The sequence below is a fragment of the Vibrio sp. 2304 genome (assembly GCF_033339475.1).
Taxonomy (GTDB): domain Bacteria; phylum Pseudomonadota; class Gammaproteobacteria; order Enterobacterales; family Vibrionaceae; genus Vibrio; species Vibrio alginolyticus.
Genome location: NZ_JAWOUQ010000001.1, coordinates 380,026 through 403,052 on the forward strand (window position 1 = coordinate 380,026; position 23,027 = coordinate 403,052).

Consider the following 23,027-nt stretch of genomic DNA (forward strand, 5'->3'; position numbering starts at 1 on the left):
GAAAGGTAAGGATATTATTATGTCAGTCATAACATTCAAAAGAACTTTAGCGACGGTGGCGCTCATGGTTACCTCTGTTGCGTCGTCTGCCGCTTGGTCAGACGATTTACAACAAATCCGTGAACGCGGTGTACTGCGTCATATTGGTGTCCCGTACGCTAACTTTGTCTCCTATATTGAACAAGGTGAAGTGGAAACTTTGACTGGCTTGGATGTAGAGATAATAAAAGGTTTTGCCAAGTCGTTAGGTGTTCAGTACCAGTATGTTCCAGCACAGTGGAGCGACGTGGTTGGTAAGTTGACAGGGCAAAATGTGCAATATCACAACAAGCAGGCTGTTGTCGGAGAAAGTGTTCCAATTGAAGGCGATTTGATCGCAAATGGCGTTACTATTCTTGATTGGCGCTCTGAGGTTGTCGATTTTTCACAAGATTATTTTCCTTCAGGTGTATGGTTGGTTTCCAGATCCGACTCTAGTCTGAGCCCGATTAAACCAAGTGGGTCGGTCGATGAAGATGTTAAAAACGTCAAGCAGCTGATCGATGGTCGCGAAGTGTTAGCTTTAGAACATTCTTGCTTGGATCCTAACCTTTATGACTTATATGACACAGGTGCAAAAGTTATATTACCTGATGGGGCGCGTCTCCTTAATGAGATGGTTCCAGCGATAATGAAAAATGATGCGGAAAGCACATTATTAGATGTTGCGGATACGCTAATTGCCCTCGAAAAATGGCCGGGTGAAATAAAAGTCATTGGCCCTATATCTGAAAATCAAAAAATGGCTGTTGCATTCCGTAAAAATTCCCCTGAATTACGCAAAGCATTTGATCGTTATTTAGACTCGATAAAAAAAGACGGTTCATACGAAAAACTAGTAAAAAAATACTATCCATCTATTTACTACTTTTATAACGATTACTTTATAGAAGATAAAAAGAAAGTCCGATGAATAAGGCCGTTAAAAAATTTTCCAGTAAAAGATTTATTACAATAAGCGCAATATTAGTTTCAATTTACTTAGCTATGCTTATTACTGTGACTAGCGTAGGTCAAAATAAGTTAAAAGAATCTCAATACAGAGAACTAGATTTAAAAGTTAAAAGTTATGCAAGCACACTCGATAATTTATTTACCATAGCGAGTGAAGATGTTGATAATCTAGCTACAGATAAAACAATACAAACATTCTTTGGTAATTTAGCTTCTGGCATGTCAATGGAGTATGGATTAGGTGCCAGTCTAATTAATTTAAAGCGTCGCTTCGATGAGAAGATAGACAGTAAGCTAATTAATAGCAGCCAAATCTATAAGAAGCTCACGCTGGTCGGCAGTGATGGAGTCACCATTGTCACCACTGGATCTGAAAACCTTGCCGAGCACAAAATGGACATACAAACCTTAATGACTCAACACGGGCATCCCGAAGAGGTTTGTGCGACGCGATACAATGATGACGTTCGCATTCAAGTCATTAAGCAAGTTAAGTTCTCCGGAAAGCCTGTTGCCTTTTTAATTGCCGATCTTAATAAGAATATTGTTATTGACCAACTTACTAACCAAGAACACGAAGATAGTTATAGCCGAATGGTGCTAAAAATAAAAGACGTGGAAATGGTTGTATGGGATACCATAAATAAAACACCTTCTCACAATAAGGATGAGAACTATTTCGTTTCTGAGGCTATAGACGGAAAAATTTACTTTGAAGTGCCTGTGGATAAACATCACTTCAAATTGATGGCGTGGTTCGAGCCTTTGAGTGAACGAGATATATTTACATCACGGCTCTTTATTATTGGTTTGAGTATTCTCGCCGTTATGATCGTCATTGCTTTATGTTATGCATTCATCACGAACAATAATAGGATTGAATTGAAAATTAAGCTTGAGGAAGAAAAAAAGCGTAAAGATATTCTTTCTCAACAGAATAAAAAATTAACGAACGAAATTGAACGTCGAAAAGCGTCTGAAAAAGAACTCGCCTTCCAAGCTAAATATGACACATTAACCAATTTACCTAATCGTAGTTATGGTTCCGAGCGATTGGCTTTGGAGTTAATTAGGGCATCGCGTAGTGGGTCTAAAGTTTTGGTGATGTTCATCGACTTAGACCACTTTAAGCAGATTAACGATTCAATGGGACACTTTGTTGGGGATGAAATCCTTAAACTCAGTGCTCAGCGACTGTATCAAGTCGCAAGAAAAACAGACTTATTGGCGAGAATTGGTGGGGATGAGTTTTTACTCGTCATCCCTGATTTGCCTGATAATGATACTGCAAAGCGAGTTGCTTCAAGTGTACTTTCGGCGTTTAACGATCCGTTTGTTTGGAGCAACCATGAATTCTTCTTGAGTAGCAGCGTCGGAATGTCTGTGTTCCCGGATGACGGAGACAACGCTGAGCAGCTTCTTGCATGTGCAGATATGGCAATGTATCGGGCGAAACAAGATGGGCGTGATGGCTTTTGTTTTTATAACCATAATATGAACCAAGACTTGCAACGCTACTTAGATCTGGAAAATCGTCTGAGAAGTGCGATCTCCAATCAGTTGTTAGAGCTGTATTATCAGCCAATTATTGAGCTGAGTAGTGGTAAAATCGTAGGGGCAGAAGCGCTAATGCGTTGGAATGATGACAAGTACGGATTCGTAAACCCTGAAGAGTTTATCTCTATTGCAGAGAAAAATGGTTTAATTCATCAAATTGGTGAGTTTGCTATTCAACAAGCGTGTCGACAAGCGGCACAATGGCAAAGTCTGACTCCGTTGTTTGTTTCTGTAAACTTTTCTAGTGTTCAATTTAGGTACTGCGAGCGCTTACTTACGTTTATTAAACACAGCCTTGAGGAGTCTGGTCTTCCGTCAAATAAGTTCGATATTGAAGTGACAGAAAGTCTCCTCTTCAATCACGATTCTGAGCTATTAGACATGCTTAATAACTTACGAGCGTTAGGCACCAAACTTACTATTGATGATTTTGGTACTGGTTATTCTGCGCTGAGTTACTTGCAGAAGTTTCCGTTCGACCGCTTAAAAATTGATCGTAGCTTTATGCAAAATATGTTCGAGAACGACTCAGACCGCGAGCTTGTGAACGTAATCATAGCAATGGCAAAAGCGCTGGATCTTAAGATCGTCGCAGAAGGCATCGAAGAACAGCGTCATGTGGATTACCTGAAAAACCTAAACTGTGAGTTCGGACAAGGTTTCCACTATAGCCGACCATTACCTGCTAAGGACTTTGAAGCACTTTTGGCTAAGCCTACCTGGCTATAATTCCTTTTATAACAACCTCATAGAAAAGCATTAATTGAATTTGTGCCTAGGATTCATTAATGCTTTTCCACCTTAAGGTATAATCCTTCCTCCTTCCTTGAATTACACTACAATTAATTGATGAGTGATAGCCCGTGACGCCCGTCACATAAAGGCTAAGCCTAATTCTAAACGAGTAAATACTCGCCAAAATAACTAGGAAGGAATTTCAAATGTCTTCTGCATTCTACCAACAGATTCAGCAGCAAATCGAAGAAGTAAAGGCGGAAGGCCTTTACAAATCAGAGCGTGTCATCACGTCTCAACAGCAAGCGGCTGTTAAAATCTCTACTGGTGAAGAAGTACTAAACTTCTGTGCGAACAACTACCTTGGTCTTGCTAACCACCCGGCACTTATCGAAGCGGGTAAAGCAGGCATGGACGAGCACGGCTTTGGTATGGCTTCAGTACGTTTTATCTGTGGTACGCAAGACATCCACAAAGAGCTTGAGCAGAAGCTTTCTAAGTTCCTAGGTAAAGAAGATACGATTCTTTACACATCATGTTTCGACGCAAACGCGGGCCTATTTGAAACGATTCTAGGCAAAGAAGACGCAATCATCTCTGACGCTTTAAACCACGCGTCAATCATCGATGGTGTTCGTCTATGTAAAGCAATGCGTTTCCGCTACTCAAACAACAACATGGAAGAGCTAGAGCAACAACTGATCGCTGCGAAAGAAGCAGGTGCTCGCCACATTCTTATCGTAACGGACGGTGTGTTCTCAATGGATGGCGTAGTAGCAAACCTTCCGGCTATCTGTGACCTAGCAGATAAGTACGGCGCGTTGACTATGGTTGATGACTCTCACGCTGTTGGCTTCATGGGCAAAACAGGTGCAGGTACGCACGAGCACCACAACGTAGTTGACCGTATCGACATCATCACTGGTACGCTAGGCAAAGCAATGGGCGGCGCTTCAGGCGGTTACACATCTGGTAAAGCGGAAGTGATTGACTGGCTACGTCAGCGTTCTCGTCCATACCTATTCTCTAACTCTGTTGCACCAGCAATCGTAAGCGCTTCTATCCGCGTTCTAGACCTACTAGAAGAGAGCGGTGACCTACGTGACCGTCTATGGGAAAACGCAGCACACTTCCGTACTCGTATGGAAGACGCAGGCTTCACAATGGGTGGTGCTGACCACGCAATCATTCCGATCATGCTTGGTGACGCAAAAGTAGCAGCAGAATTCGCAGAGCGTGCGCTGGAGAAAGGCATCTACGTAATCGGCTTCTCATTCCCTGTAGTACCAAAAGGTCAAGCACGTATCCGTACTCAAATGTCTGCGGCGCACTCTCGCGAGCAACTAGACCGTGCAATCGACGCGTTCATCCAAGTTGGTAAGGACATGGGTCTTATTTAAGATTCTAGGCCTTAGACAATAGGGCCTTTAATTAAGGTTACATTATGAAAATTAAAGCATTATCAAAGCTAAAGCCTGAAGAAGGCATCTGGATGACTGAGGTTGATAAACCAGAAGTTGGCCATAACGATATTCTGATCAAAATTAAGAAAACCGCTATCTGTGGTACAGACGTACACATCTACAACTGGGACGAATGGTCACAAAAGACAATTCCAGTGCCTATGGTTGTTGGTCACGAATACGTGGGTGAAGTGGTTGCGATTGGTCAGGAAGTTCGTGGCTTTGAAATCGGTGACCGCGTATCTGGCGAAGGTCACATCACGTGTGGTCATTGTCGTAACTGTCGTGGCGGCCGTACTCACCTATGTCGTAACACGATTGGTGTGGGCGTTAACCGCGAAGGTGCATTCGCAGAATACCTAGTGATCCCAGCGTTCAACGCGTTCAAGATCCCTGAAGGCATCTCTGACGATCTAGCGTCTATCTTTGACCCGTTTGGTAACGCAGTACACACAGCACTTTCTTTCGACCTAGTAGGCGAAGACGTGCTTATCACAGGTGCTGGCCCAATCGGTATCATGGCAGCGGCAGTAGCAAAGCACGTTGGTGCTCGCCACGTAGTGATCACAGACGTGAACGAATACCGTCTAGAACTTGCTCGTAAGATGGGTGTAACACGCGCAGTAAACGTGGCTGAAGAGAAGCTAGAAGACGTAATGTCTGAGCTAGGCATGACAGAAGGCTTCGACGTAGGTCTAGAAATGTCTGGTAACCCAGCAGCATTCAACTCAATGCTAACCACAATGAACCACGGTGGTCGTATTGCACTACTCGGTATTCCACCATCAGACATGGGTATCGACTGGAACCAAGTTATCTTCAAGGGCTTGGTGATCAAAGGTATCTACGGTCGCGAAATGTTCGAAACGTGGTACAAGATGGCTTCACTGATCCAATCTGGTCTGGATCTATCGCCAATCATCACGCACCACTACAAGGTTGATGACTTCCAAGAAGGCTTCGACGTAATGCGCAGCGGCATGTCAGGCAAGGTTATTCTTGATTGGGAATAACTTATTCAAGTAAGAAATGCGCTCCTTTTTGGGGCGCATTTTTGTTTCATGAAGATTTTTGTTTCGGGAAGAAATGGTCGCCAATCTTTTCTAAACTTCTCGTATCGTTCTGCTACTTTTTTTAGATTTTTTCCACTCAACTTCACCCTACCTTCTAACTAATTGTCAATTCTGTATTTGGAATAAGATAATAACCATTTGTTTTTAGTGGTTATTATTTGGAATTACATGCTTAAAAATCGTCATTTTTAAGTTTAATGTTTTTATTTGCTGTTCGTCTTTATCCTTATCCTGCTTCTTTTTATTGTTTTACATTTTATATGCATTTGGTTTGTCATAATTGAGCTATAACTAATAAAAAGGTTACCGATATACAGTGGAATGTAAAAATGGAGCTTTATATGAAAAGATTTTATCTGATGATGCCTCTGCTCTTAACCTCATTTAGTTGGCAAGCGAGTGGAGCGTCAGTGAGCGGTACGATTGATGTTTCAATTAACCTTGTACAAGGTTGTGTGATTAATGGAAATAATGCGGTAGATGCAGCTTCTGGCGTTGGCTTTGGCTCACTCGCTTTTGGAGACGTGCCTGCAATCTTCAGTGAACAAGATGGTGTGGTAAATGGTGGTAGTGCGACGGGTATTGAAGTGCTTTGTAGTAATGGTGTGACACCGACGTTTACATTGGGCACCGGATTGTATGATGCAAGTGCGACCGTTGGTACCTACGCGATGTCAAATGGCGCGCAATTTATTGATTATACGTTGTTTACCGACTCAGACCGAAGCACACAAATTATACAAGGTGGGACGGTAGCTCTGTCTGAATTTACTAGTGCAACATCGCAAACTATTGAGCTTTTTGCGAAAGCTTACGGTACGAGCAGCATTGCCGGTACATACTCCGATACCATCAGTGTGACGCTAAGCTGGTAAAACGTGACGCTGGTTGTTAGGGGCTTTTCACTTGTCGCGATGAGTTTGTGCTCTTTAACTGTGCTGGCTGATGCGACACAAACTTTTTAGGTGTCTGCCACCGTAGATACAGGTTGTTTGATTAACGGCGCAGTACAAGAAGAAAGCGCAACCCAAGCCGGGCAAATAGGCACGTTAGATTTTGGTGAGCATTCTTCAGTTTACGCGACGGAAGTACAAGGCAGCATCACTTACAGTTCATCACTCACATTAAGCTGTACTCCGGGTATTACGATGAATGTTTCCGTAAATGGCGGGATGAATGCATCGGATGGTGTACGTAAGCTAAAGCACAGTGAAGAAGCGACAACGGTAGATTACTTTTTGTTCCAGGATCTAAATTACACGCAGGTGCTTGATATTGACACGCAATATTCCGTCGATACTAACCAAGACCCAGATAATATTCAGTTTCCTATCTGGGCAAAGGCGACAATAAATGGGAATGAAATGGCTGGAATTTATATGGATACGCTTACGCTGACATTAGAGTGGTAAGTGAACTTTGGAGGGGTGAAATGGAATTCATACTCAAAAAACTATTATTAATAACCTTCCTTTTTGTTTTTTTCTCAAATGCCAATGCTAACTCATTATTAATTTGGCCGATTTACCCCAAAATATCAGAGGAGAGTAATGCAACATCACTTTGGATGGTAAATAAAGGCAGTGTTGATTCTTATTTACAGGTGAGAATTTTTAAGTGGGAACAAAACGAAGGAGAAGATAGTTATTCAAGTCAAAGCCAGTTAATTGCAACCCCTCCGTTTGTCAAAATTGAACCAGGTGAAAAGCAGTTAATCCGCATCATCAACCAAGATGAGGCCTCTGCGGGTAAGGAGTATGCATACCGAGTGATCATAGATGAATTACCGCCAACTCAAAACCCTCAAACAGAATTGACGGAAAATGAACTCGCTGTAAAAGTCCGAATGCGTTACTCGATACCTTTGTTTATTTACGGGAAAGGGCTGACTGATACTCAAAAACCAAACCGTGACAGTGAATTATGGGGTGATTTACAGGCACAGTTTATTAAGAAAAATAATCAGCGTTTTGTTCACATTAAAAATTCAGGAAAACACCATGTTCGCTTAGTGAATTTACAGTTGAATCTACCAAATAAAGATCCTGTCGTTATTTCCGATGGACTAGCTGGCTATATTCTTCCTGAACAGTATAAGGTTTGGTCTATTCCCCATAGTAATGTCAGACCCTTGAGTTTGAGCGCGAATATTGGAGGTAAACGTTACCAAATACCATTGAAGCAATAATGAATAGATTTAATACAATGAATGCTTTCTTTTGGTTGGTATTACTTAGCGTAACGTGGAGCAGTATTGGTCTTTGTGCAAATTCAGCAAACCACTTCTCTGAGCTACCGAGTCCTGAAAATTTCTCTTTAGAAAAGTTTGAGAATATCAGCCTCAATCTGGAGTTGGTGATCAATCAAAGAGCAACCGGGCTTGTTGCGAAAGTTGAGCGAGTTGGCGATCAGTTCTTTTTGCTCCGGGAGGACCTCATTTCAGTTGGGGTTACCGCCAAGTCGTTGCCTGGAACCGAAGAGAGACTTGAGGTTACGTCTATCCCAGGTGTTAACGTGCGTTACTTGCAATCGTCATTGCAACTTGCAATTGACGTACCGCCTAATTGGTTACCGATGCAGAGCTTATCAGCGCAGGATATGGGGCGATTTTCCCCGGCTCAGTTTGGGCGTGGTGGCCTGCTTAACTACAACGTATTTGGTGTGTACGAGAACGAAAGCCGACAAAAGGAGGTTTCTATAAATCATGAAGTCAGAGCCTTTTCTGAGTTTGGCGTTTTTTCTACTACCGGGATATTTAAATCTAACTTTCATCGCGATGTTCAGTCCCAGCAAAGCAGCCAGTACACTCGTTTTGATACGAGTTACGAGTACGTCAATCAAGAGAAGCGAATTCGTATGGAGGTAGGGGACTATATTGTTCGCCCTTTATCTTGGAGCCAACCAGTAAGACTGGCGGGTATTCAGTTGTCGCATGATTTCTCTATGCGTCCGGATGTCGTGACGACGCCGTTACCTGCATTTTACGGTGAGGTCACAGCGCCCACTACGTTAGATTTGTTTATCAATGGCTTTAAAACTGACTCAATGAATGTTGGGCCCGGTCCTTTCATTATTAACGATATTCCAATGCTCTCTGGTGCTGGGGAAGCAACGGTAATTGCAACGGATGCTCAAGGTAAGCAAACGGTCATGACCAGCCCATTTTTTCTCTCTTCCGATCTACTCAAGACCGGATTTACATCTTACAGTGCGAGTATTGGTGCGATCAGAGAAAATTTCGGTAATGCATCTAACGACTATGGAGACGGTGGCGTGGTTACCGCTCTGCGTCATGGCATGACTGATTGGTTAACATTAGAAGCTCAAGCCGAAGCAAAAGATGACCTGATCGTTGCGGGGCTGGGCTTTGTCACCAATGCTTTCAACTTGGGTACGGTGGATGCCTCGTTTCGTGTGAGTAATTTTCAGGATCAATCTACCTCATATGCGCTAGGTTATAGTTATCAGTCTCGGCTGTTTAGCTTCGCTGCTCGAACTCAAGTAGAACAAGCCGACTTTTATACCTTATCTCATTTACCAAATTACGAAATGCTCGATGAAGGCAAGGACGCTTCACTCGCGTCGCGCCATCTATCACAAATCAATATGGGAGTCCGTTTGGGAGATTGGGGCTCACTTTCTGGTGGGTACTTTGATATTCAACAATCCGACTCAGATTCACGTACCCTAAATCTTACTTATAGCTACGCCCTGCCTTTTAATATCAATATGTCCCTTTCTTACAACCATAGTATTGGTGGTCAGAGTGTTACGCTGGCGCAATTCTCTCTACCTTTCAGTTCTTTGGGGGGAAGTTCGGGGCTAACGCTGAAAAGAGAGGACGATGGCGATGTTAGAGGGCGAGTGGGTTACAGCCGCCTTGCGCCAATACGAGGTGGGTGGGGCGTCAATTTAGCGCATGATATTAACGAACACCCAGAAAACCGTAAACAGGCCGATTTGACCTACCGTGCGTCATGGGCGCAGTTCAGAGCGGGGTTAAATGGCACCAGTGGCGACTATGATTATTTTGCGGAAATGGCAGGTTCGGTCTCTACGTTGGATGGAGAAATATTCCCGGCGAATGAAGTGTATGACAGCTTCGCGGTGGTGAGCACCAGTGGTTTTGAAGGTATTCCGGTTAAATATGAAAATCAAATTGTCGGAGTGACAGACGATGAAGGTTACTTACTTGTTCCTTGGGCTACGGCGTATTACACCGCCAAATATGAAATCGATCCACTTAATTTACCTGCCAATGCTGCGTTTTCTGCAACAGAGCAGTTTGCTTCGATACATTCGGGCTACGGCTACCTGTTAGAGTTCCCAATAGAGCTACAAGTTGCACTGAGCATGACGGTGGTAGACGAAAATCATTTGTTCCTTCCGATTGGTACATATGGCCGCTCAGAAACGGGCTTAACAAGCCAAATTGGTTGGGATGGTTTTACCTACTTTGAAGGCGTTGACCCAGGCCGCTACATTCAGTTTTATCCTCAAGGACAGCCGCCATGTACAGTGTTTATTGAGGGGTTGTATCAGCGTGAGAGTCAAAAAATACAAACATTGCCTGAGCAGGTTTGTATCAAAGCCGAAGAAGAGGCCGCACTATGATTTTGCGCCGCTGGCTTGCTAGCCTACTTTTCTTTTTCTCGTGCTCGACAATGGCTTGTCAGCTCACGGCGGCAACACCTTTAATCTTGTTTGGCAATGTTTCTTCGTTTACTGTTTCAAGCTCTCAGCAGCAAAGCTCAGCTCAGCCTCATGCGGGGATTACGTGTGACTTTTCTACACTTGTGTCTTTGTTAAGTGGCGACTACGTATCAGCAACGTTTAACAGCATAAATAATGGTTTGCTATTAAATGAGGATGATCCGAGTTCGGAGCTCAGCTATCAGATTTTTGGCGATCCAGGTCTTTCACAAGAGTATGTATTCGGCCAAACTTACAATTTTTTTGAAATCGGGTTACTCGATTTACTCGGGTTGTTTGGCACTCAAGCCGAGTTTCCGCTCTATGCTCGGACGGGAGTGGGTAGTAATCTTTCCGCTGGGACTTATAAAGACCAAATCACCGTATCCTGGATTTGGGATTACTGTAAGGGTATCGGGGTTCTAGGGGTATGCATTGGCCGCGCCAATGGCAGCGCTCAAAGCGTGATTACGGTTGAGTTGGAAGTGACCCCTGATTGTATGATCACGGCGCCAGATATTGATTTTGGTTCGTCCCCATTAGTGGCCGGTTTTGAGCCAGTCAGTCAGGTTATATCGTTAACTTGTACCAAGAATAGTTCCTTCTCCATTGGCTTGAATGACGGCCTAAATGCGTCCGGCGGTCAGCGGCGAATGATTTCTAGTGGTCACTATTTGGAGTATGAAATCTATAAGTCATCAACGATGGAGCGCTGGGGAGGAACCAGTTCTGAACGTCGTGAACACAGTGACGTCGATACTGGCGGCTCCATTCCGGATGGTATCACGCCACAGAATTATAATTATCGCGCGCAGATACTAACCAGCCAAACGACCCCTCCTGCAGGTACTTACACCGACTCAATAATCGTTGACGTTCAATTTTGAGCATCATGTCAATTACATCATTAGAGGCTTCTATTCCAAAAATCTTTTGTAATCATAGTTTTCACTCTGTCACTGCTTAATTTTGTGAGATTAGTATGGCTTTATTCTCACGGAATTTAACTTTCAGAAATAAGGAAAATGATGAAGAAGTCACTAACAACATTAGGTTTGGCACTGGTATTTACAGGAACAGCTTATGCAGCAAGCTGGGGCTACGAGGGAAACCATGGGCCAGCTCATTGGGGTGAGTTTGCATCTGAGTGCGCGAAAGGTCAAAACCAGAGCCCAATCAACATTGAATCGGCGACCGAAGCGAAGCTAGAAAAATTGAATTTCGACTACGAAGGTAAGGCAATTTCACTGCTGAACAACGGTCACACTTTACAGACTGGCTTAGAAGGTAAAAACACACTCACCATTGATGGTAAAGAGTTTATGTTGAAACAGTTCCACTTCCATACGCCATCTGAAAACCATGTGGATGGTAAAGAATACCCATTAGAAGTACACTTTGTGCATGCCGACAAAGTAGGTCATCTAGCTGTTGTCGCGGTGTTCTTTAAACTGGGTGACGCGAACCCAGATCTAGCTAAGATGCTAGCTAACATTCCAACTAAAGATCAAGATGTTACCATCAAGGTTCCATTTGATGCTGATGCCCTTATCCCAAGTGATAAAGACTACTACCGCTTTAACGGCTCACTAACGACACCGCCATGCTCTGAAGGTGTACGTTGGTTCGTGATGAAAGAAGCACAAACTATTTCTCCTGAGCAGATAAAATCTTTTTCGGAAGTAATGGGGAAAAACAATCGCCCAATCCAACCGCTGAATGCACGTATGGTGTTAACGCAACAATAACCACTTCATGCAAAGAAAAATAAAAAGCCCGCTTAAACACAGCGGGCTTGATTATTTGGGTATTGGTGAGAACTAGAAGCCGTGATCTTCTTGCTCTTCCGCTTTTACCATTTGTACAGGATCAAGCTTAAGCGTCTGAGTAGGGAACGCGATATCTGCATCGTGTTCTTTAATGATGTTGATTACCTTAAGCAGTATGTCCTGCTTTACCTCATGGTATCTCACCCAATTCACGGTTTTAGTAAAGGTATAGATAAAGAAGTGCAATGATGATGGACCGAATGTATCGAAGTTGACGATAAGTGTTTGGCGTGCATCAATGTCTTTGTGATTTTTCAGCATTTCTTTTACCGCGGTGATAATTTGCGGCATTTTTTCAGCATCGTCGTAACGAAGTCCAATTTTTTCGTAGATACGTCGGTTCAGCATGCGAGATGGGTTTTCTACGACAATGCTGCTAAACACTGAGTTTGGCACATACAGTGGACGCTTATCGAAAGTTCGGATAATGGTCATACGCCAGCCAATGCGTTCTACCGTCCCCTCTATTTGTCGGTCTGGAGAACGGATCCAATCGCCAACTTTAAATGGACGATCGAAGTAGATCATAAGACCTCCAAAAAAGTTAGACAGCAAATCCTTCGCCGCTAAACCGACGATCAAACCACCAACACCACCGAAGGTAAGTAGGCCCGATAGTGACAGACCAAATGCCTGCATTACGGTTAGAATTCCGACGGTAATAAAGAACAGGCGCGCGACCTTAGCTATCGCTTGTACTGTTGTTTCATCTCGGTTCTTTTGTTCGAGAACATGCTCTTCAACATTGGTAATGAGCCGCATAACGGTCCATACGAAGATGCTGATGATTAAAATCAGTTTCAGCGTACTTAACCAGTTTATTTTATCGTTGAGCTCGCTCTCTAATATGATGCCGATAGAGACGGTTGCAGGCCAACACCAAATGAGTGTACTGACTGGCGCTTTTAGCGCATCAAGCAACATGTCATCCCAGTGGAAGGGCGTTTTCTCTACGAGCGCAGCGAGGCGAGAGCGAATCAGCCGCCAAGCTATCCAAGCTATAAAGCTAGCGAGCGTAATGAAAAGGACGCTTCCACTCCAATTTTGATGAGACGTTTCAATGTAGCTTTGTAATTCGGTAAACCACTGTGGCATATGTAACTTATTTCTAGTGAACCATGGAAGGAAAGGTAGCAGATATTACTCCTTCACCCCAGTGATTTCCTTTAAATCATTTACTTATGTCTAAACCGCCGAGATGGACTTTTCCTTCCAATGACAAGAGAGTTACCTTTACGTTTTGCTGAGCGACCGCCTCATGCATGTTCAGAGGTACGCTACCAATGATTGAGGGTTGATATTTGGACGATCAATTATAACTTCTCTGACTTATCGCTAACATTTATCTTAAGTAAGTGTGAGAGTGTATTGACTCTTGAATTAGCGGAGGCAGATATGGAATTTACAGAGCTGGATCGAAACGCGCTCTACGACATCTGGATGTCACAAAAAGCCAAAATGCACATCACTCAAATGGAAATGGCGAAGCGCCTTGGTTTGAGTCTACACGAGTTTTCTGGCTTGTTACGTGGTAATTCTCCACTGACGCTAGGTTTTGTAAAACAGCTATGCGAGCAGCTACATGTACGTCCTGGTCAGGTGATTCCGTCTTTGACGGAGCGTGACCTATCTGCATCTGGTACCGTTTATTTACAAAATCGTGTGACGGTGGATGGCGATATCAGTAACGTGTTTATCGACGGAAACCAAGTCGTGATCGAGTACGTTCACCAAGTTAGCTAGCTTGCTCGTCAAATTATCGGGTTGAAGAGCAATAAAAAACGAGCCACTGTTGGCTCGTTTTTTCGTTTCTGTTTTGCTCGATTGCAAAGATTATGGGATTTTCACTAGCGAATCGCGTGAAAGATCCGCGATAGACTTAGCGCCAGTCAGCGTCATTGCTACACGCATTTCTTTATCGTACAGATCCAGTAGATTTTCAACGCCTGCTCCGCCTTGTGCTGCCAATGCGTACACAAATGAACGGCCAAGAAGCGTACAGTCTGCACCAAGTGCGAGCATACGAACGACATCAAGACCAGTACGAATACCAGAGTCTACGAAGATCTTAAGATCACCTTTTACCGCATCCGCAATGCTTGGCAGTGCTTTAGCACTTGAAAGTACGCCATCTAACTGACGGCCACCATGGTTAGATACCACAATGCCATCTGCGCCGAAACGTACCGCATCTTTCGCGTCTTCTTCATCTAGAATGCCTTTGATAACCATTGGGCCATCCCAAAAATCACGAATCCACTCAAGATCTTTCCAGGAGATAGAAGGGTCGAAGTTTGCGCCTAACCAGCCGATGTAATCTTCTAGCTTTGTTGGTTCGCCACGATAAGTTGAGATGTTACCTAAGTCGTGCGGTTTACCAAGTAGACCCACATCCAGCGCCCAGCTTGGGTGGCGCATCGCCTGGAATACACGACGCATGGCCGCGTTAGGGCCACTCATACCTGAGTGCATGTCACGGTAACGTGCGCCAGGAACTGGCATATCAACGGTAAACACCAGCGTTGTTACGCCTGCTGCTTTTGCACGCTCAAGTACGTTTTTCATAAAGCCACGATCTTTAAGCACGTAAAGCTGGAACCACATTGGACGTTCAATTGCAGGTGCGACTTCTTCAATCGGACAAACCGAAACAGTCGACATAGTAAATGGGATGCCTTTTTTCTCGGCTGCTTTTGCTGCTTGCACCTCGCCTCGGCGCGCGTACATACCAGTTAGACCAACAGGAGCTAGCGCGATTGGCATTGCCAGTTTCTCACCGAAGATCTCGGTTTCGAGGCTCAAATCTGTCATATCGCGTAGGACGCGTTGGCGAAGAGCGACATCACCTAAATCGTCAGTATTACGCTTCAGCGTGCGTTCGTCGTAAGAGCCGCCATCAATATAATGGAATAGAAACGGGGGAAGCTTGGCTTTCGCGGCAGCGCGGTAGTCAGTAGAAGCTGAGATAATCATAATGGTGTCCTAGCGGTTATTCTAAGCAAAGTTGTGGAGCAATTTGCTCTTTCGTTGAGCCTTCATCGCAAAGCAGTGAAGACATCAAAATGAGTATAGTTACCTATGGTTCACTTACGTTTGAACCGGTGATGTTGGTAACCCATTTACATAATTGGTTGAAAAATTTTTTAAATCACTCAATCAGTTATGCAAACTGGAAAGGGTGACACAGCTGTCGGGGGAATTGATGTAGCAAGCTAAATCAACATGTCGGGGTAGTAGTGCAGACAGCTGTGTCAAATTAGGCAGGGCTGCAAACCCTGCGTTTCGCGTTACTTCATTAAGACATCTGTCATTTGGAAGCCATAAATCAGCATCAATCCAATAATGCCTGTCATTACAATGTAGTAGAACGTAGGGATAATCGTCTTACGCAATGTTGCGCCTTCTCGACCAAGCAAACCTACCGTGGCTGATGCGGCAACAACGTTGTGAATCGCAATCATGTTACCTGCAGCAGCACCGACGGCCTGGAGTGATACAACAATCACACTCGAAATAGACAACGTTTGTGCCACTTCGAATTGGAACTGGCTGAACATCATATTTGATACCGTGTTTGAGCCAGCGATGAACGCACCCAGTGCACCAACGGTGGCACTCAGCGCTGGGAACGCAGAACCAACAAGGTCAGAGGCGAAGTTTGCGGTTGTGACGGGCATACTTGCTAGGTCAGCACCGTTGATGCCTGAGTTGATAAAGATACGAACCATCGGAATGGTAAATACCAAGACAAAACCCGCCCCAATCAGTGTTTTGCTTGACTCGCCAAATGCTTCACGCAATGGCTTTACGCTGCCGCTTTGTAACATTGCAGCAAGTAGTGCGACAAACACCAGAATGCCACCAGGAAGGTATAACGGCTGAATCGCAGCGCTAACGCCAGTCTCACCAAGAATGTTGCTGAACGACAAACTTACGCTTTGTACAAAGCCTTTCAGCTCAGGGCTAACGCGGCTTGCGACGAGAATAACTGCCAGCATTACATATGGAACCCAAGCTTTTACGATGCTCATTGGCTTGCCCGGATTGTCGTTTAGATCGACTTTTAGCGAACCTAACCACTCTGCAGGCCATTTGTCTTCGCTTTCGAAATCCCACTTAGTCTTTGGTACTAAGAAGCCTTTTTTCGCTGCGGTAACAACGATAGACAGACCAACCAAACCACCGATAAGTGAAGGGAACTCTGCGCCCAAGAATACGCCGGTTAACGCGTATGGAACGGTGAAAGAGACACCAGCGAATAACGCAAATGGTAGAATATCCAGGCCTTCACTCCAGCTTCTGTTCTTGCCGAAGAAACGTGTTAACATCATCGCCATTAATACCGGGATCATCGTACCTACGACTGCGTGAATGACAGCAACGTGAGCTGTGATATCTTGCAGGTACATTTCCCACGTTGCACCTTGTGCGGCCAACGACTCACTGATGTTATGCGTGTCTAAACCTTTGTTTACACCTACGATGATAGGCGTGCCTACCGCGCCGAATGAAACAGGCGTAGACTGAATCATCATGCCCATAAGGACAGCGGCTAGCGCAGGGAAGCCGATTGCAACCAGTAGTGGTGCAGCGATTGCTGCCGGGGTACCGAACCCAGATGCGCCTTCAATGAACGAGCCAAAGCACCAAGCAATGATGATGGCTTGTACACGGCGGTCAGCCGAAATATCGGTAAATCCATTACGGATTGTGGTGATCGCTCCAGTGTGTTTTAAAGTGTTGAGCAAGAAGATGGCACCAAACACGATCCATAGAACAGAGACAGTAATGCCGAGTCCTTGGAATACGGAAGCCAGTACGCGATTGGCTGACATATCCCAAAACATAAGTGCGATAGCGACGGTTAGACCGAACGCAACAGGCATGGCTTTTTTAGCAGGCCAGTTGAGACCAACCAATAAGATGGCGGCAACAACAATTGGCGAAAATGCCACTAGGGCAAGTAGGGTTTCACTCATTTGTACATCCTTCGTACGCTGACTTCTCGAACGGTGTCAATCCGCTGTAGAGGTGACTTTTTGTTGTAATGGTTTTGTTAATTTGGCGTGAATTTACTCCTTTATTTTTTGTTGATATAGGGAAATAATGAAAATAATTAATTCCAAAAGTGACATAATGGTATGAGAGCAGACGACTTAATCCTATTTTCTCAAGTAATCGAACTTGGCAGCTTTAGTAAGGTTGCAGAGGCAAATAACCTTACAAATTCGGTAGTTAGCAAAAGAATGGCGAGGTTGGAGGAAGAAATAGGGGCTCAGCTATTATATCGAACAACGCGCAAATTAACCTTGACCGAGGCAGGTAAGGTGTTACTCCACAGTGCTAAAAATGTGAAGCAGGCCACTCAGGAGGCTATGGATGCTGTTGCAGGCTTTGGAGAGAATGTGAGCGGTCATATAAAAATGTCCGTGCCGTGTATCTCTGGAGATTTGATACTTGCTGATGCTGTTGCCGAATTTTGTAACCTTCATCCGGGTCTGACCGTGGACATGTCATTGGATAATCGCTTTGTCGATTTAGTGGCTGATGGTTACGATTTAGTCATTCGAACTGGCTACCTAGCCGACTCTAGTTTGATCGCACGACATATTCTCGATTCCCAATGGGTGGTATGCGCGTCACCTTCTTATATTGCGAAAAATGGGAAACCGATCGAGCCGATTGATCTCACCACGCACAATTGTCTGCAATACGCTTACCAAACCACAGGTGCAACGGATTGGGAGTTTAAAGGAGAAGATGGCAATTACATCGTCAAAGTATCGGGCTGCTTTTCTACTGATAACGCGACCGCATTACGTAAAGCCGCTCTGGGCGGCCATGGTATTGCTTACGTCCCGCGCTGTTTGGTGTATCACGATATTCGTAATGGTCAACTGGTGGATATTTTTCCTGAATTAGTAGGTAAAAAGTTGGGTATCTACGCGGTGTATCCGTTTACTCGTCAACCACCGAACAAAGTAAAGCTGCTTATTGAGCACATTCGTGACCGGTACTTAACGATATCTCATTATTTCTAGGTTCTTCATAGATTTAAAACAATGTCGTTGAAATCAAAATTGGGTGCTCTAAGGTAATCACCGCAATAAAACGATTGAAGATAAACAACTTAATAAAAACAACGGAGTAACACGGACGTTATGCATTACCCAAAAACACGTAAAGATTCTGTCGTGGACACTTATTTTGGTCACGACATTGCCGACCCTTATCGCTGGTTAGAAGATGATCGAAGTGAAGAAACCGCACAATGGGTTTCGGGTCAAAATTCGGTCACCTTCGATTTCCTTGGTCAGATACCGTACCGCCAACAAATCCGTGACTTAGTGGCGAACAGTCAAAACTACGAAAAATATTCCCAGCCATTTGTACGTGGTGACTACACCTACTTCTACAAAAACGACGGTTTGCAAAACCAAAGCGTATTGTATCGACGTAAAGGCGAGGGAGAAGCCGAGGTTTTCCTTGATCCAAATACTTTCTCCGAAGAGGGCACGACCTCTCTTGGCGAAGTCAGCTTCTCTAAAGACTATCGTTTGGTCGCGTATTCCATCTCGGAAGGGGGCAGTGATTGGCGTAAGATCTTTGTCATTGATACGGAAACCAAAGAACAGTTAGAGCCTGAGATTGTTGATGCGAAGTTTACGTCGATTTCTTGGCTGGGCAGCAAAGGTTTCTATTACTCAAGCTACGATAAGCCGCAAGGCAGTGAGTTGTCTGCTCGAACTGAGCATCACAAGCTTTATTATCATGAACTTGGTAAATCTCAATCTGAAGACAAAGTGATTTTTGGTGAGTTGGATACGCAAGTTCATCGTTATGTGTCTGGTACGACGACGACAGATGATCGCTTCCTCATTATCTCTGGCGCAGAATCTACATCGGGTAATCGTCTGTTTTATATTGATTTACAGTCTGAGTTACAGGCAATTGTGACGCTGCGCGAGACAACGCAAGGAGACGCCTACTTAATTGATAGCCAAGACGCAACCTTGCTGCTTTATACCAACCTAGACGCGCCGAATGGCAAAGTTGTCAGCTACAACACTCAGACAGAACAATGGGCTGACGTGATTGCTGAACAAGAACAGCCGTTAGAAATCAGCAAAGGTGGCGGTTATCTGTTTGCGACTTATATGGTGGATGTACTTTCTAAAGTGCAGCAGTTTAACTACCAAGGTGAATGGATTCGAGATGTTGAACTGCCGGGAGAGGGTACGGCTTATGGTCTAGCGGGTAAAAAAGAAGAAACCACGCTGTATTACACCTTTACTAACTACGTGACGCCACCGACGATCTTCTCATTTGATGTTGAGTCTGGTGAATCGACGCTGTTTCAAGAATCAAAAGCGCCATTCGCTCGCAGTGAGTATGAATCAAAACAGGTGTTCTACACCTCAAAAGATGGCACGCAAGTTCCGATGACCATCTCATACAAGAAGGGCATCGCGCTTGATGGCAGTGCGCCAACCATGCTGTATGGTTACGGCGGTTTTAACATCAGCCTCACTCCAATGTTTTCTGGCAATGTAGCCAACTGGCTAGAGTTGGGTGGTATTTACGCTGTCGCCAACTTGCGAGGCGGCGGTGAATACGGTAAAGCCTGGCACAACGCAGGCACTCAGCAGCAAAAGCAAAACGTGTTTGATGACTTTATTGCGGCGGCGGAATACCTGATTGAAAACGACTACACTAGCTCCGAGCGTCTAGCGATTCGCGGTGGTTCTAATGGTGGTTTGTTAGTTGGAGCGTGTATGACGCAACGCCCTGAACTATTCAAAGTCGCGCTGCCTGCGGTTGGCGTGCTTGATATGCTGCGTTACCACACGTTTACGTCTGGAGAAGGCTGGAAGTATGACTATGGCACGTCGGAGCAAAGTGAAGCGATGTTCCAATACTTGCTTGGCTACTCTCCTGTTCACAATGTAAAAGAAAACGTGCAATATCCTGCTACCTTGGTGACAACCGCCGATCACGACGATCGTGTGGTTCCAGCACATTCGTACAAGTTTATTGCGGAGCTGCAAGACAAACAGCAAGGCGCTAATCCAGTATTGATACGCATTGATGTTAATGCCGGTCATGGTGCAGGAATGCCGCTGAGTAAGCAAATTGACCTCACCACAGACGTGTATGCATTTACGTTACATAATATGGGTATTGAGTCGATTTAATGCCCTAGTTGTTAGAAACTTCTGAGAATAAAAAATGCCGCGACAGTGTCGCGGCATTTTTCATGGTTGGGGGAACTCAATTCATACTGTTTGCCAGTATTTGAGCCAGGTTGACTAAGTCTGACTCTTGAACCAACCAGTCTCGGCGGCCAAACCGAAAGGCAGCTACGCCATTCTTAAGACAAGATGAAATCATCACCTTTTCTTAATCCTAGTTTATGAATATGAAACTGTGATGAACCTAAGCTGCATTGTGCTGATTTTCACTGTTTTCAAGATCAAATGAGGCATCTATCAGTTTTTTCGTGTAGTCATTTTTAGGGTTTTGGAAAATCTTTTCGGCCGTACCTTGTTCCATGACCTCGCCCTTTTGCATGACTAGAACACGATCAGAGAGTGCTTTAACTACTGATAGATCGTGGCTAATAAACAAGTAGCCAATATTGTGTTTTTTCTGCAAATCTTTCAGAAGGTCAATCACTGTCAGTTGCACCGAGCGGTCTAATGCAGAGGTTGGCTCATCAAGCAGAATAAACGAAGGTTCAAGGATCAGTGCTCGCGCGATAGCAATACGCTGACGCTGGCCTCCTGAAAACTCGTGCGGATAACGGTTGATGGACGCGGGATCTAAGCGGACCTCACGGAGCACGTCGCGCGCTTTCTGCATACGTTCTTTTTTACTCAACATTGGTTGGTGGACAGTTAATCCTTCTGTGATGATCTCGCCGATAGTCATACGAGGAGAAAGCGAACCATAAGGGTCTTGGAATACCATCTGAACGTCTTTTTTCAGCTCAAAACGTTCTTTGTTTGTCAGCAAGGCCATATCTTGGCCTTTGTATTCTATTTTGCCAGTTGAGGGCAGTAGACCTATCAAAGCTCGGCCGAGTGTAGACTTACCTGAACCGGACTCCCCAACGATCCCGAGGGTCTCTCCTTGTTTAAGCTCAAGAGAAATGCCTTTTACCGCTTCGAAGTACTCATTCTTGCTCGCAATAAAATGCGACTTTACCAAGAATTTGACTCGTATATCGTCGGCCTTTAAAAGCTGTGTAGCACTTTCGCTAATAGGCTCCTTACTGCCTTTAGGAATCGAGTTGATTAGCATACGTGTGTATTCGTGCTTTGGGTCCTCGAAGAGTGTTTGCGTTTCGCCTTCTTCGACGACTTCTCCTTTACACATCACAATGACACGATCCGCAAAGTGTTTTACAACGCCTAAGTCATGAGTAATAAATAGGATTGCCATGCCCATCTGAGCCTGAATTTCTTTAATCAGGTGCAACACTTCTGCTTGAACCGTGACATCCAACGCTGTTGTAGGTTCGTCGGCGATCAAAATATCGGGCTCGTTAATCAGTGCCATCGCAATCATGATGCGTTGCAATTGACCACCAGAAAATTCGTGTGGGTACTTGTTGTACGCTTTTTCTGGGTTTGGCATATGAACCAATTCAAACAGCTCTAACACCTTTGCTTTTGCTGTTCGTCTGTCGACCGGGCGGTGACACATGATGGCCTCAGCGACTTGGATACCCACCCGCATGTACGGGTTTAGTGAGGTCATCGGCTCTTGAAAAATCATGCCAATGCGATCACCGCGAATACTTTGCATTTCACGCTCTGTTTTATCCAAGATGGAGCTACCCTCAAACATGATGGATGAGCTTTCATGCAAAATAGCGTTGTCTGGCAATAGTTTCATCAGTGCATTGGTTGATACTGACTTGCCAGAGCCAGATTCGCCAACGATGGACAGCGTCTCGCCTGCTTTTAAATCGAAGCTAACATTCTTTACTGCATCGACGATCCCATCGTTTGTCGTAAAGCTGACTGATAGGTTTTTCACCGAAAGAATGGTTTTAGAAGACATCACAGATCCTTGTGGTTGATAAAGCAAATGATACTCAAGCAGTGGGCAGCACAAACCTAGCTGGCCTCAATGCTTGAGCTTTAGATTAATTATACAGGTGAGAAGGCGAAGATTTTGCCGAACTCATTGCTTGCAAATGTAAGAACTGCTCATGCGCGCGCGTTACGTGCTCGAGTTCTATCATCCATTGAGCATTACGTTGGGCAGAGCAAAATGCCGCCATGTGAGCTAATAAGTCTTCGCTCTGTTGACCAAGTAGGTGACCTACGCGCTCAATCAGTTCATGGCTCTCTAGCTGCAAAAATTGAAATAGCGCGTAAGTTTGATTGAGTATTGAGAACGCATCATGCTGTAAGCCGAGTTTGTTGAGAATCTCTGATTGCGTCACGCTGGCATCTCTAAGCCCCGTAATGAGACATACAAACTGGCAAGGTTTAGTTTGTGCATTTTCTAGCGCTAGATGAATGTGGTTGGGTAGATTGTTGAGCACGTCGTCATATAAACGATGAGCTTCTGGCCAATGGCCTTGTTCCATCAGTTGCTCCGCTTTTAAGTAGCGCATCCAGCATTGCTCAATATTCATATCCATCTCCACAACATTTGATTTGTTTAGATAT

18 protein-coding genes are annotated in these 23,027 nt (G+C 44.5%); 13 read left to right on the forward strand and 5 right to left on the reverse strand.

Translation table 11 applies throughout. The features are described from left to right. Positions 1 to 19: 19 nt before the first annotated feature. The 10 genes from R7P64_RS01740 to R7P64_RS01785 all read left to right on the forward strand — a co-directional run bounded on the left by R7P64_RS01740 (position 20) and on the right by R7P64_RS01785 (position 12,261). Entirely contained in the window at positions 20 to 952 is a 933-nt protein-coding gene (locus R7P64_RS01740) for a transporter substrate-binding domain-containing protein (RefSeq protein WP_005375093.1), read from the forward strand. After that, complete coding sequence (locus R7P64_RS01745; protein WP_318118693.1) at positions 949 to 3,279, forward strand: putative bifunctional diguanylate cyclase/phosphodiesterase; 2,331 nt, start codon at positions 949 to 951, stop codon at positions 3,277 to 3,279. The genes R7P64_RS01740 and R7P64_RS01745 overlap by 4 nt, the downstream gene beginning before the upstream one ends. 212 nt (positions 3,280 to 3,491) lie before the next feature. Next, the gene (locus tag R7P64_RS01750; protein WP_053307923.1) at positions 3,492 to 4,685 is read left to right on the forward strand and encodes a glycine C-acetyltransferase; all 1,194 of its coding nucleotides are present in this window, start codon (positions 3,492 to 3,494) and stop codon (positions 4,683 to 4,685) included. A gap of 44 nt (positions 4,686 to 4,729) precedes the next feature. Further along, positions 4,730 to 5,761, forward strand: coding sequence for an L-threonine 3-dehydrogenase (tdh, locus tag R7P64_RS01755; protein ID WP_132936289.1), 1,032 nt, complete (start codon positions 4,730 to 4,732; stop codon positions 5,759 to 5,761). 389 nt (positions 5,762 to 6,150) lie between these two features. Next, a complete protein-coding gene (locus tag R7P64_RS01760) occupies positions 6,151 to 6,696 on the forward strand; it encodes a spore coat U domain-containing protein (RefSeq protein WP_005375099.1) in 546 nt (181 codons plus the stop codon). A 90-nt stretch (positions 6,697 to 6,786) separates the two neighbouring features. Then, the gene (locus tag R7P64_RS01765; protein WP_318123081.1) at positions 6,787 to 7,233 is read left to right on the forward strand and encodes a spore coat U domain-containing protein; all 447 of its coding nucleotides are present in this window, start codon (positions 6,787 to 6,789) and stop codon (positions 7,231 to 7,233) included. Positions 7,234 to 7,253: 20 nt separating this feature from the next. Continuing rightward, positions 7,254 to 8,009 (forward strand): molecular chaperone, encoded by a 756-nt coding sequence (locus tag R7P64_RS01770; protein WP_025768578.1) that lies wholly within the window; start codon positions 7,254 to 7,256, stop codon positions 8,007 to 8,009. Further along, complete coding sequence (locus tag R7P64_RS01775) at positions 8,009 to 10,435, forward strand: fimbria/pilus outer membrane usher protein (RefSeq protein WP_411912782.1); 2,427 nt, start codon at positions 8,009 to 8,011, stop codon at positions 10,433 to 10,435. The genes R7P64_RS01770 and R7P64_RS01775 overlap by 1 nt, the downstream gene beginning before the upstream one ends. After that, on the forward strand, positions 10,432 to 11,400 hold the full coding sequence (locus R7P64_RS01780) for a spore coat protein U domain-containing protein (RefSeq protein ID WP_318118696.1): 969 nt from the start codon (positions 10,432 to 10,434) through the stop codon (positions 11,398 to 11,400). Before R7P64_RS01775 ends, R7P64_RS01780 begins: the two co-directional genes overlap by 4 nt. Before the next feature lie 141 nt (positions 11,401 to 11,541). Further along, a complete protein-coding gene (locus R7P64_RS01785; RefSeq protein ID WP_262665821.1) occupies positions 11,542 to 12,261 on the forward strand; it encodes a carbonic anhydrase in 720 nt (239 codons plus the stop codon). Between the two features lie 72 nt (positions 12,262 to 12,333). Here the strand turns inward: R7P64_RS01785 and R7P64_RS01790 are convergent, their stop codons facing one another. Beyond that, positions 12,334 to 13,437: a mechanosensitive ion channel family protein gene (locus R7P64_RS01790; RefSeq protein ID WP_262665810.1), complete on the reverse strand. Its 1,104-nt coding sequence runs from the start codon at positions 13,435 to 13,437 to the stop codon at positions 12,334 to 12,336. A gap of 300 nt (positions 13,438 to 13,737) precedes the next feature. Here R7P64_RS01790 and R7P64_RS01795 point away from each other — a divergent pair, with 300 nt between their 5' ends. Beyond that, on the forward strand, positions 13,738 to 14,085 hold the full coding sequence (locus tag R7P64_RS01795) for a helix-turn-helix domain-containing protein (protein ID WP_005375109.1): 348 nt from the start codon (positions 13,738 to 13,740) through the stop codon (positions 14,083 to 14,085). Between the two features lie 90 nt (positions 14,086 to 14,175). Here the strand turns inward: R7P64_RS01795 and lldD are convergent, their stop codons facing one another. Both lldD and R7P64_RS01805 read right to left on the reverse strand, forming a co-directional pair. Beyond that, positions 14,176 to 15,315 (reverse strand): FMN-dependent L-lactate dehydrogenase LldD, encoded by a 1,140-nt coding sequence (gene lldD, locus R7P64_RS01800; RefSeq protein ID WP_005383962.1) that lies wholly within the window; start codon positions 15,313 to 15,315, stop codon positions 14,176 to 14,178. A 314-nt stretch (positions 15,316 to 15,629) separates the two neighbouring features. Beyond that, positions 15,630 to 17,321: an L-lactate permease gene (locus R7P64_RS01805; protein ID WP_318123083.1), complete on the reverse strand. Its 1,692-nt coding sequence runs from the start codon at positions 17,319 to 17,321 to the stop codon at positions 15,630 to 15,632. Between the two features lie 162 nt (positions 17,322 to 17,483). Between R7P64_RS01805 and R7P64_RS01810 the strand changes: the two genes are divergently transcribed. Further along, entirely contained in the window at positions 17,484 to 18,383 is a 900-nt protein-coding gene (locus R7P64_RS01810; protein WP_005375112.1) for a LysR family transcriptional regulator, read from the forward strand. Between the two features lie 120 nt (positions 18,384 to 18,503). Further along, positions 18,504 to 20,537, forward strand: a complete 2,034-nt coding sequence (locus R7P64_RS01815; protein ID WP_318123084.1) for a prolyl oligopeptidase family serine peptidase — start codon at positions 18,504 to 18,506, stop codon at positions 20,535 to 20,537. 241 nt (positions 20,538 to 20,778) lie between these two features. Here the strand turns inward: R7P64_RS01815 and R7P64_RS01820 are convergent, their stop codons facing one another. After that, positions 20,779 to 22,410 carry an ABC transporter ATP-binding protein gene (locus R7P64_RS01820; RefSeq protein ID WP_318123086.1) on the reverse strand — a complete coding sequence of 544 codons (1,632 nt, stop codon included), beginning with the start codon at positions 22,408 to 22,410 and terminating at the stop codon, positions 20,779 to 20,781. 85 nt (positions 22,411 to 22,495) lie between these two features. Then, positions 22,496 to 22,993: a hypothetical protein gene (locus R7P64_RS01825; RefSeq protein WP_005375116.1), complete on the reverse strand. Its 498-nt coding sequence runs from the start codon at positions 22,991 to 22,993 to the stop codon at positions 22,496 to 22,498. Positions 22,994 to 23,027: the final 34 nt, after the last annotated feature.

Excerpts from the sequence above, each read along its gene's own strand:
- R7P64_RS01740 (WP_005375093.1), top strand. The coding sequence starts at position 20 with ATGTCAGTCATAACATTCAAAAGAACTTTAGCGACGGTGGCGCTCATG.
- R7P64_RS01745 (WP_318118693.1), top strand. The coding sequence starts at position 949 with ATGAATAAGGCCGTTAAAAAATTTTCCAGTAAAAGATTTATTACAATA.
- R7P64_RS01750 (WP_053307923.1), top strand. The coding sequence starts at position 3,492 with ATGTCTTCTGCATTCTACCAACAGATTCAGCAGCAAATCGAAGAAGTA.
- tdh (WP_132936289.1), top strand. The coding sequence starts at position 4,730 with ATGAAAATTAAAGCATTATCAAAGCTAAAGCCTGAAGAAGGCATCTGG.
- R7P64_RS01760 (WP_005375099.1), top strand. The coding sequence starts at position 6,151 with ATGGAGCTTTATATGAAAAGATTTTATCTGATGATGCCTCTGCTCTTA.
- R7P64_RS01770 (WP_025768578.1), top strand. The coding sequence starts at position 7,254 with ATGGAATTCATACTCAAAAAACTATTATTAATAACCTTCCTTTTTGTT.
- R7P64_RS01775 (WP_411912782.1), top strand. The coding sequence starts at position 8,009 with ATGAATAGATTTAATACAATGAATGCTTTCTTTTGGTTGGTATTACTT.
- R7P64_RS01780 (WP_318118696.1), top strand. The coding sequence starts at position 10,432 with ATGATTTTGCGCCGCTGGCTTGCTAGCCTACTTTTCTTTTTCTCGTGC.
- R7P64_RS01785 (WP_262665821.1), top strand. The coding sequence starts at position 11,542 with ATGAAGAAGTCACTAACAACATTAGGTTTGGCACTGGTATTTACAGGA.
- R7P64_RS01790 (WP_262665810.1), bottom strand. The coding sequence starts at position 13,437 with ATGCCACAGTGGTTTACCGAATTACAAAGCTACATTGAAACGTCTCAT.
- R7P64_RS01795 (WP_005375109.1), top strand. The coding sequence starts at position 13,738 with ATGGAATTTACAGAGCTGGATCGAAACGCGCTCTACGACATCTGGATG.
- lldD (WP_005383962.1), bottom strand. The coding sequence starts at position 15,315 with ATGATTATCTCAGCTTCTACTGACTACCGCGCTGCCGCGAAAGCCAAG.
- R7P64_RS01805 (WP_318123083.1), bottom strand. The coding sequence starts at position 17,321 with ATGAGTGAAACCCTACTTGCCCTAGTGGCATTTTCGCCAATTGTTGTT.
- R7P64_RS01810 (WP_005375112.1), top strand. The coding sequence starts at position 17,484 with ATGAGAGCAGACGACTTAATCCTATTTTCTCAAGTAATCGAACTTGGC.
- R7P64_RS01815 (WP_318123084.1), top strand. The coding sequence starts at position 18,504 with ATGCATTACCCAAAAACACGTAAAGATTCTGTCGTGGACACTTATTTT.
- R7P64_RS01820 (WP_318123086.1), bottom strand. The coding sequence starts at position 22,410 with ATGTCTTCTAAAACCATTCTTTCGGTGAAAAACCTATCAGTCAGCTTT.
- R7P64_RS01825 (WP_005375116.1), bottom strand. The coding sequence starts at position 22,993 with ATGAATATTGAGCAATGCTGGATGCGCTACTTAAAAGCGGAGCAACTG.